8 protein-coding genes and 1 pseudogene are annotated in these 8,106 nt (G+C 57.2%); all 9 read right to left on the bottom strand.

What is annotated here, in order from left to right; genetic code table 11:
• Positions 1–6 precede the first annotated feature (6 nt).
• The gene (locus RCH91_RS01300; RefSeq protein WP_306532711.1) at positions 7–765 is read right to left on the bottom strand and encodes a bifunctional 2-polyprenyl-6-hydroxyphenol methylase/3-demethylubiquinol 3-O-methyltransferase UbiG; all 759 of its coding nucleotides are present in this window, start codon (positions 763–765) and stop codon (positions 7–9) included.
• Positions 765–1,775, bottom strand: a complete 1,011-nt coding sequence (locus RCH91_RS01305; RefSeq protein WP_306532712.1) for a lysylphosphatidylglycerol synthase transmembrane domain-containing protein — start codon at positions 1,773–1,775, stop codon at positions 765–767. The genes RCH91_RS01300 and RCH91_RS01305 overlap by 1 nt, the downstream gene beginning before the upstream one ends.
• A complete protein-coding gene (locus tag RCH91_RS01310) occupies positions 1,772–2,743 on the bottom strand; it encodes a bifunctional riboflavin kinase/FAD synthetase (protein WP_306532713.1) in 972 nt (323 codons plus the stop codon). The genes RCH91_RS01305 and RCH91_RS01310 overlap by 4 nt, the downstream gene beginning before the upstream one ends.
• Before the next feature lie 9 nt (positions 2,744–2,752).
• Positions 2,753–3,613 carry a twin-arginine translocase subunit TatC gene (tatC, locus tag RCH91_RS01315; protein WP_306532714.1) on the bottom strand — a complete coding sequence of 287 codons (861 nt, stop codon included), beginning with the start codon at positions 3,611–3,613 and terminating at the stop codon, positions 2,753–2,755.
• Between the two features lie 125 nt (positions 3,614–3,738).
• The gene (locus RCH91_RS01320) at positions 3,739–4,797 is read right to left on the bottom strand and encodes a DUF2169 domain-containing protein (protein WP_306532715.1); all 1,059 of its coding nucleotides are present in this window, start codon (positions 4,795–4,797) and stop codon (positions 3,739–3,741) included.
• Between the two features lie 24 nt (positions 4,798–4,821).
• Positions 4,822–6,648 (bottom strand): HEAT repeat domain-containing protein, encoded by a 1,827-nt coding sequence (locus tag RCH91_RS01325; RefSeq protein ID WP_306532716.1) that lies wholly within the window; start codon positions 6,646–6,648, stop codon positions 4,822–4,824.
• A 53-nt stretch (positions 6,649–6,701) separates the two neighbouring features.
• On the bottom strand, positions 6,702–7,010 hold the full coding sequence (locus RCH91_RS01330; protein ID WP_306532717.1) for a hypothetical protein: 309 nt from the start codon (positions 7,008–7,010) through the stop codon (positions 6,702–6,704).
• Between the two features lie 305 nt (positions 7,011–7,315).
• Positions 7,316–7,969 carry a hypothetical protein gene (locus RCH91_RS01335; protein WP_306532718.1) on the bottom strand — a complete coding sequence of 218 codons (654 nt, stop codon included), beginning with the start codon at positions 7,967–7,969 and terminating at the stop codon, positions 7,316–7,318.
• Between the two features lie 10 nt (positions 7,970–7,979).
• A pseudogene (locus tag RCH91_RS01340) lies at positions 7,980–8,106 on the bottom strand (IS4 family transposase); the annotation flags it as partial.

Here is an 8,106-nt window from a genome sequence, read left to right on the forward strand (position 1 = left end):
CGTCACCTACCCCTCCCCGCGCGGATTGCGGGCAACGGCCACGTAACCATTGCCGAGATCGGTACGGTAGAACAGTCTCTGAAGAAAATAAAAGGGAGCCATGGTCACGTCGTTAAAAAGAAGCGCGAAGAGTCCGCCGAGCCTCGGCACCAGCCGCATCCCGCCGCTCTTGCCGGTCCGCTCCTCCAGGGCCTCCCCCTCGGCCACCTGCCGCTCCACGGCCCGGTCGTAAAAGGGCTTCATGATGTTGTAGATGGGCACCCCGTAGGAAACGATGTGGAGGGGTTCGAACCCCGCCTCGGCGAGTCGTGTCCGGAGTTCCTCCCGCTCGTAGCGCCGCACGTGACCGCACAGTTCGTCGTTGGCCCCCCATTGGGCCATGCGGGCCGGCACCGTCAGGATCAGGCACCCCCCCTCCGCAGTCTTGCGGCGGAGCTTACGGAGGAAGGCCACGTCGTCGAGACAGTGCTCAAGAACCTCCGAAGCGATCACCGTCTCGAAGGTCCCTTCCACGTCATCAACCTCCGCCTGCTCGACGCAGAAGCGGGAAGGGTCCGCCATCTCCCGGGCCGCGGCAACCGCCTCGGCGGAGCGGTCGATCCCCACCCCGGTGTAGCCCCGCCCTCCCAGGAACCGGAGGAGATCGCCGGCACCGCACCCCACCTCCAGGACCCGTCGCGCCGGCACCTTTTCAAGAAAGTCGATGATTGCCCGCCGCTTCACAAGGTAGCTGGGGGTGGGATACCACGCGAGTCGCTGTTCCATCACCGTGCCGCCCTCCTGCCGAGAGCCGCCAGCGACAGGTTCTCCCGCCAGAGGCAGACGAGCCCCACACCGATGACCGGGAAGAAACCGATTCCATGGATGACAATGGCCACGCTCAGGGCCGTTTCCCGGGGCACCCCCAGGGCAAGGAGACCGTACACGCACGCAGCGTGGTAGGTACCCACGTAACCGGGAGAGGCTGGCACCATCACCGCAAAGACTAGGAGAACGAGGATAAAGAGCGAGACGGAGAGGGGAAAGTCCATCCCGAACGCCCTGAGCACGCAATGTATGGGGAGAAACGCAAGCACCCAGATGACAAGGGAAGTGGTTACAAGGGCCAGCCGCTCGCCCCGATGGGACGTGATCCGCGCCCCGTCGATGAACGCGCCGAGAAACGGGATTATTTTCTCTGCCACACGGGCAGGGAAAGGCCTCAGCAGCCGCTCAAGCAACCGGAGGGTCCGCAGGGTGTTACGTCGGAGGAGAATCATGAAAACCACAACCGCCACGTACAGTCCCAGGGTTACGTATCCGCCCACCACGAGCCCCTGCTGGGCCGCCTCGCTCCCCGGAGGGAGGCGCAGGGTGAAGACGGCAGCCACCAGCAGAAGCAGCACCGTAAAGCCGTCGGCAAGCCGGTCGATGACCAGGGTTGCCACCACCGCCCCCGTGTCGATCCCCTCCCGTTCACCGAGGACGTAGGCCCGCACCAGCTCCCCGAGCCGGGCCGGGAGGAGGTTGTTGGCCATGTACCCGATGAGGGTGGCCGAGACGAGATTCGCAAAGGAAGTCTGCTTGAGGGGAGAGAGGAGGTATTTCCAGCGGACCGCCCGTACCACGTAGCCAATCATGGTGAGGGCAACGGCGGGCAGGAGCCAGATCCCCTGGATTCCCCGGAAGGCCCGGAGGAGTTCTCCCAAATCGACGGAACGGAAAAGAAGCGCCAGCAGGGCAATACTGACCCCGATCCCGAGCCACAGGCGTTTGTCGCCGAGGGCTGTGGTCACAAATCGTCCTCTGCCAGATACTCCCGGTACTCGATAATGGAGACGTCGCGCAAGAGCTCCCGGCACCGTGCCACGTCGCGGCCGATGGCTTCCTGGAGGAGCTGGGGGTTGGGAAACGTCATCTCGTCCCTGATCCTGTCCACGAAGTATATCCGTACTTCGCGGCCGTAGAGGTTTCCGTCGAAATCGAAGATAAAGACCTCGATGGAGAGGCTCCCGTTGCCGAAGGTGGGGTTGTCGCCAATGTTGCAGGCACCGTCGTAGGTGGCATCGTCGTCAACCTTCACCTTCACGGCGTAGACGCCGGGCTTGGGAATCAGTTCCTTGTCGGTCTGGAGATTCGCCGTCGGAAAACCGAGCCCCTTCCCCCGCTGCCGGCCGTGGACCACTGTCCCCCCCACGGAAAAGTGGCGGCCTATGAGCTGGACCACTCCCCGCACATCCCCTTCGGCGATCATGCGCCGCACGGCCGTGCTGCTGTAGACGAGCCCGCCCGCGGCAATGGGCTCGAGCACCTCCACCGCGAAGCCCAGCTCGTCCCCCATGCGGCGGAGCATCGCCACATCTCCCTGGCGGTTCTTGCCGAAGGCGTAGTCGTAGCCGATGATGAGCCTGCGCACCCCGATCCTTCCCACGAGAATCTCCCGCACGAACCGCTCGGCGCTGATGGCGGCGAACTCCTCGTTGAAGGGGATCGTGAGGAGGAAGTCGATTCCCGACGCCTCCAAGAGGAGTTCCTTCTCGGCGTAAGTATTGATAAGGCGGAAATCTTTCTTCAGACCCAGCATCTTGATGGGATGCGGAACGAAGGTGATTACCAGGGATACGCCGCCAAGGGCAGCCGCCTCCCGCTTCACCCGCCGGAAGATCTCCCGGTGCCCCAAGTGAACTCCGTCGAAGTTGCCGATGGTTACCACGGCGTTCGGGAGCTTCTCCGTTATCTCTTCAACGCTTCTGAATATCCGCATGGTGTGGTGCTACTCCCCGTCCCCCCCGGCCGCGGCTTCAGCCACGACGGGTTTTCTTTTCCCGAAGAGGAAGACGAGCCAAACGCCGATCTCGTACATACCGTAGAGGGGAACCATAATGACGAACATGGTGATGAGGTCCGCATGGAAGGCGGCGACAATGGCACTGGCCAGAAGCGCATAGCGTCGGTTGCGGGCCAGGAAAGGATAGGTAACGACCCCGAAACGGGAGAGGAGGAGGAGCAGGATGGGGAGTTCGAAGATGAGGCCGAACATCAGAATCAGCCGGAGGCAGAAGTTGATGTAGGCACTCATGTTGAAAAGGCTGTTGAGCCCCTCGGCCTCGTAGGAGAGGGAAAAGTTGATGATGACCGGCCAGATGATGATAAGGAAAAAGAGCGCCCCGACGCAGAAACTGACGGTACTCACGGACACGAAGGGTATCACCAGCCGCTTCTCCTTGCGGGTGAGCCCCGGCGCGATGAAGAGCCAGAGCTGGTAAAACACGATGGGGAGCGCCAGGATGAAGCCGGCGATGATGGATATCTTGCACTGGACGAAAAAGGGCTCCAGGGGCGCGCTGTAGTTGAGCTTGCGCTCCTTGGGCTCGGCGTTCACCTCTTTACCCAGCTCGAACTGCTGGTAAGCGGCTGGCCAGCGCTTCCCCACCTCCTCGTAGACCTGCTTCTTGATGTCAGTCAGGTACGTCTTGCCGGTGATCGGCTTGGTGACGAAATGGAGGACGTCGTCAGAGATGTTCCAGGCCAGCCCCATGCCGATGATGACCGCGACGATAATGATGATGAGCCGCTTGCGGAGCTCGGCCAGGTGCTCCAGAAACGGCAGGACCTTCGCGTTTTCTTCACTCATTGAAGCTCTATCCCTTTGAAGCGAAAGTAAATCCGCATAACACTAGCACAGCACGGCGAAACCGCGCAATACTCCTTTCACCTGACAGCAGAGAGGGCCGCAGCTCTGGGGCTCATGCTGTATTCTCAGTTCTCGATCATCTCAACCCGCACTGCGCCGATTTCATGCAGCCGACCATGCACCGGCAAGCGTCCCCGCCAGGCAAGTGTAAGACGTCCCTCATCCGACTCCACAATGACCGTGTCGAGCAGCATCGCCAACCCGTGAGCCGCCGCCCCGATGTGCACCGAGACGCTCGGCGCCACTCCCGGCAATTGAAACAGCAGCCTTCCGGTTCTGGAGGCGTTTTCCACGAGCACCTGCTCCGAACCTGCGAGATGCCGGGCCGACGCAAGGCCGGGGGAGGCGCAGGAGTGAAAGCGGGGGTCCATATCCTCCGGAGGCAGAGGGCTCACGTATTTACGCCACTGGTCGTCGTAAGTGCCGGCATAGCCGGCCCGGGGGTGCCAGTGGGGCGGAATCGGCCCGAAGGCCGCCGGCCGGGGGCGATCGGTTGGCTTTTTGATGAGGTTCGCCGGGTCTTCCAGGTTGGGGAGGCGGGCGTCGTCGATCACCAGCCTCGTCTTGCGCGCCAGAAATCCCAGTCCAACCGGATTCTCAAGGGAAAACTCGTGGTCATTCGGATCGGGCCAACTCGCATCCGCCCCGCCAAAGGCCCGCTCGTACACGAGGGGTATCTTCTCGAACGGCGCGGGCTTCGACATCGACACCATCCCCAAGCACTTCATCCAGACCCGCTCGCCGAAGACCCGCACTGTCTTTCGCACCGGCCCCACGGCGAAGGTTACGTCGACGGAGCCGACCCCCACCTTAGGCGCCCAGGCATGGCCGAGGAGGATGCAGTCAGTGCCGGGCTTTTCCAATACCACATCGGTGTCGTGGATGAGGCTCGATTCGGTGGGATCGCCGGAATAGGCCGGCTCGAGGCGTATCGGCACCTGTTCCTCGGCTGCGGAGAGGGAGCCGTCCTTCCCGATGCGCCAGGTTCCCTTGACGACGACGAGGAGGGTTTCGGCGCCGTGGCGGTTGGTGAGAAAAAGTGGGGCGACAGTAAGGGGGGTGGAGTTGAGGAAGTTCATCCGGTCTATCTCTATCTCTATTTCTATCGTTATGCCTCGGAGCATCACGCTCGTGATCTTTTCACAGTTTCAATCGGGTTCGGGCTGCTTATCCCACTCGGGAGCCCCTGGCCGGGGCTTTGGATCCTGTGGAAAACCGTGGCTTTCCAGCCACTTTTTTCCTGCTTCTTCCAACCAGCCATGCCCACTGGTGACAAAGTCTTTGGCCATTTGCTCGTTACCATAACTGCTCAATGCAAATATCAGCAGGTATTCCTTGCGGGGATCCCCTTTTCTGATGATCCCTTCGTAATTCTTCGCGATGCCGGCGATGTCGAACTTACTGGTGAACTTCTCCACTGCCGCGGCGGCCTCTTTCCCAGGCAGATGGTCCAGCGACAGGGTCGCCTCCCACCGTACCGAGCGGTCCTCGTCAGACTGGGCAGCAATGAGCGATTCAATGACGCTGCTTTGCTGGAACGCTCCAAGCGAATGTGCCGAAGCCATCCGAACATCGGGCACATCGCGTTTCAATGACTCGACCAGCGGCGCAACGGCTTCGGAGCTGTTGCATTTCTCCAACGCATAGGCGGCCCGTTTCCTTACAGCGACGCTTTTGTCGCTCTTCAATGCAGCAACAAGCGGGGTTATGACCCGTGGGGTCTCGAATTCCCCCAGGGCCCATGCAGCAGCCTCCCGGAGGGAGGTGCTGTCGGATTTCTCCAGAATGTTGACCAGCGGATCGATGGCACGGACAGCCCTTATTTCGCCCAAAGCGATGGCTGCATTCTCCTGAAGATTTGCATCGTTGTCGCATAAGCCGGCTATCAGCGGCTCCACAGCACCGGCATCGCCTATTTTCCCCAGCGCCCTGGCAGCAATCCCTTTTACATACCAATCGCCTTTTTTCAGCAGGGGAACCAGATCTCCTGCCGCCCGACGATCCTTCAGGCTGCCCAAGGCCTCTATCGACGCATTGAGATAATGGCCTGCATCATAAGAGCTGTCCGATCGGCTTTTCCGCAACAGGACCAGCAACGGCTCTACCGCGCGCGGATCACCCAGCTTTGCCAGCGCCTCTACCATGTGCAGGTGGCGGCCAGGGCCATCCAAGGCCCTGATCAACGGTTCAACCGCACGACGGTCTCCTATGTTGCCGAGGGCTTTGGCGGCAGCGCCATGTAATTTCTGGGCTTCTCCATCCTGCAAAAGATTGATCAACTCATCGACCGCCTTAGGAATCTCGATGTGCAGCATGGCATTTTCCACGCTGGTTTTCATGTTGCCGTCCCCATGCTTCCAGGCATCCACAAGCACCGCTACCACACGGCGGTCGTTTATTCTGCCAAGAGCCCCGGCTGCCAAGTCTCTGACACCAAAATCCTCATCCTTCAGTGCGGCCGTCAGTGCTTCAACCGCAGCAGGATCCCTCCTGGCATCGATAGCTTTCATGGCTGCTTGCCGGACTTCCGTATCAGGATCTTGCAGTGCCGGAATAAGGGTTGACATTGGACGGGTGTCGAGAATCCTGCCTTCCCTGATAAGGCCGACCTTCATGGCAAAGAACTGTGTATACGCCGCCGGAATCAACACGAAGTCGCGATTGTTCAGGGAAAGAATACCCGTCCCCTTCCCGGGGAAAATACTGAAAAGCACCAACACCAGCAGGTCTACGGCGATAATGCCTTTAATGACCAGGATGGAGAGATTCCACTGGAATATCCACCAGAAGAATGCCACCGGGGCCAGCCACGCATAGAAATGGATCGTGAAGGCCAGAATATATGCGCCTATGTTGAAGGGGATATTCGAGTCCTCAGCAACGATTTCGAGCAGCCGCAGATGAGTAAGCGCACCGGCTGCAACGATCCAGATAAGGCTGGCCGCCAGGGGCAGGATGAGTAAAAATGTTTTCACTATCTTCTATTTTCCCCGCTGTCCAATCACAGATAACGTGCCATTGCTACACCTCATTTGTGCTTGTTTCCGGTTTTGAACATATTCCCCAACAGGAACCACATTATTATGCAAGCAGACAAAATTCCCGGAGTCATGCCGACTATAGATAAAAAGCTGCCATTACCAGTTTTAATGTCCCATACGCCCACAACAAAACCTGCGACCGCAGCCAGCAGGAGAAGTAAAGCCATAGCGCTGGCCAAGCCAAGCGATGCTAAACCGGAATAAGCCCCCTTGCGCCCCATCAGATGCATGAGCACACAGCCGATCACAACAGCCAATGGAAACGTTAGTGCAGAAATCAAACCGAGATGTCTCATCAATGTTCGCCTTCGGTGGGATCCCCTTCGCCACCAAATACTATTGCAAGAGCGCATAACGCCAGACCAATAGGGACGGCCAGAAGAGAGATGTATCCAAGCTTGTTCATGTCTTATCTGTTTCCACTAATAATTAATTGGACAAATTTATGAGGACAAATCTTCAACAACTTGCTGCAGTTCTTCGGTCGCAGATATCATGCGGACCATGTAACTCTGACGGTGCGGCATAGAAGAAGTGTCAAGGAGCGCGGCAATCGTCACAAAAACAATAGGTTCATGTAAGTACCGCTACTGTATTTACTTCAGGGACATCCGAATGGACCACACCATCCAAAGGCAAAAATTACTGCAAATGGTATAACTAATGGCAAAGAAGCAATATCAAGAGTGGCAGTAACAAGGTAACCAGTTCTTCTTAAGCCAAGTATTGATGAATCAAACATTGACAGTCCATGACAATTTTGATGCAGCTCACCACATTTAATTCCTTCTTTAATGGACTTGTCGATTTCATTATGAAACTCACCATCTTTACATGAATAACTGAAACCGGTCTGCAGTGAGGCTGTATATACAGCCACAGTTTGTGGAAAATCAGAACCAGTGTCCAAAATGACATCTTTATTATTAAAATAAAATGTTGCCGGTTTCCCTGGTCTCGTGTATGACCGATGGTCATCTAGAGTTATTTCTACTTTTTTGTCTTTTTTTGCAGGAAGCCTAAATATTACCTTTTGATTGTTCAGATCCGTTACTTCGTATACATAAACCTCGTTAAACTTACCCAGATAAGTTGCAGGCACGGAGGACGCTGCAAATTCAATGGCTCGCTGATGATCTTCTTCAAACTGCTTATTCCAATCTGATAGAGTCACGCAGGCACAGCCGTTTAACAACAATATTGTTAAAATGAAAATGCATTTGAATAAATCGCTGAATTTCAGAAGTGATTTCACTACTGTCCGGTTAATAGTTGAATAAATTTAGCTGGTTGCTGACGACAGGGTCGGGATTTTGCTTAAGGGCTTCCGCAACCAGCGATGAAATGGGCTTTTTCTCGAACAAATTGACCTCAAGGATCTGTAGAAAAGTG

It is taken from the genome of Geobacter sp., from assembly GCF_030834625.1.
Classification (GTDB): Bacteria; Desulfobacterota; Desulfuromonadia; order Geobacterales; family Geobacteraceae; genus Geobacter.

Excerpts from the sequence above, each read along its gene's own strand:
- RCH91_RS01300 (WP_306532711.1), bottom strand. The coding sequence starts at position 765 with ATGGAACAGCGACTCGCGTGGTATCCCACCCCCAGCTACCTTGTGAAG.
- RCH91_RS01310 (WP_306532713.1), bottom strand. The coding sequence starts at position 2,743 with ATGCGGATATTCAGAAGCGTTGAAGAGATAACGGAGAAGCTCCCGAAC.
- tatC (WP_306532714.1), bottom strand. The coding sequence starts at position 3,613 with ATGAGTGAAGAAAACGCGAAGGTCCTGCCGTTTCTGGAGCACCTGGCC.
- RCH91_RS01320 (WP_306532715.1), bottom strand. The coding sequence starts at position 4,797 with ATGCTCCGAGGCATAACGATAGAAATAGAGATAGAGATAGACCGGATG.
- RCH91_RS01330 (WP_306532717.1), bottom strand. The coding sequence starts at position 7,010 with ATGAGACATCTCGGTTTGATTTCTGCACTAACGTTTCCATTGGCTGTT.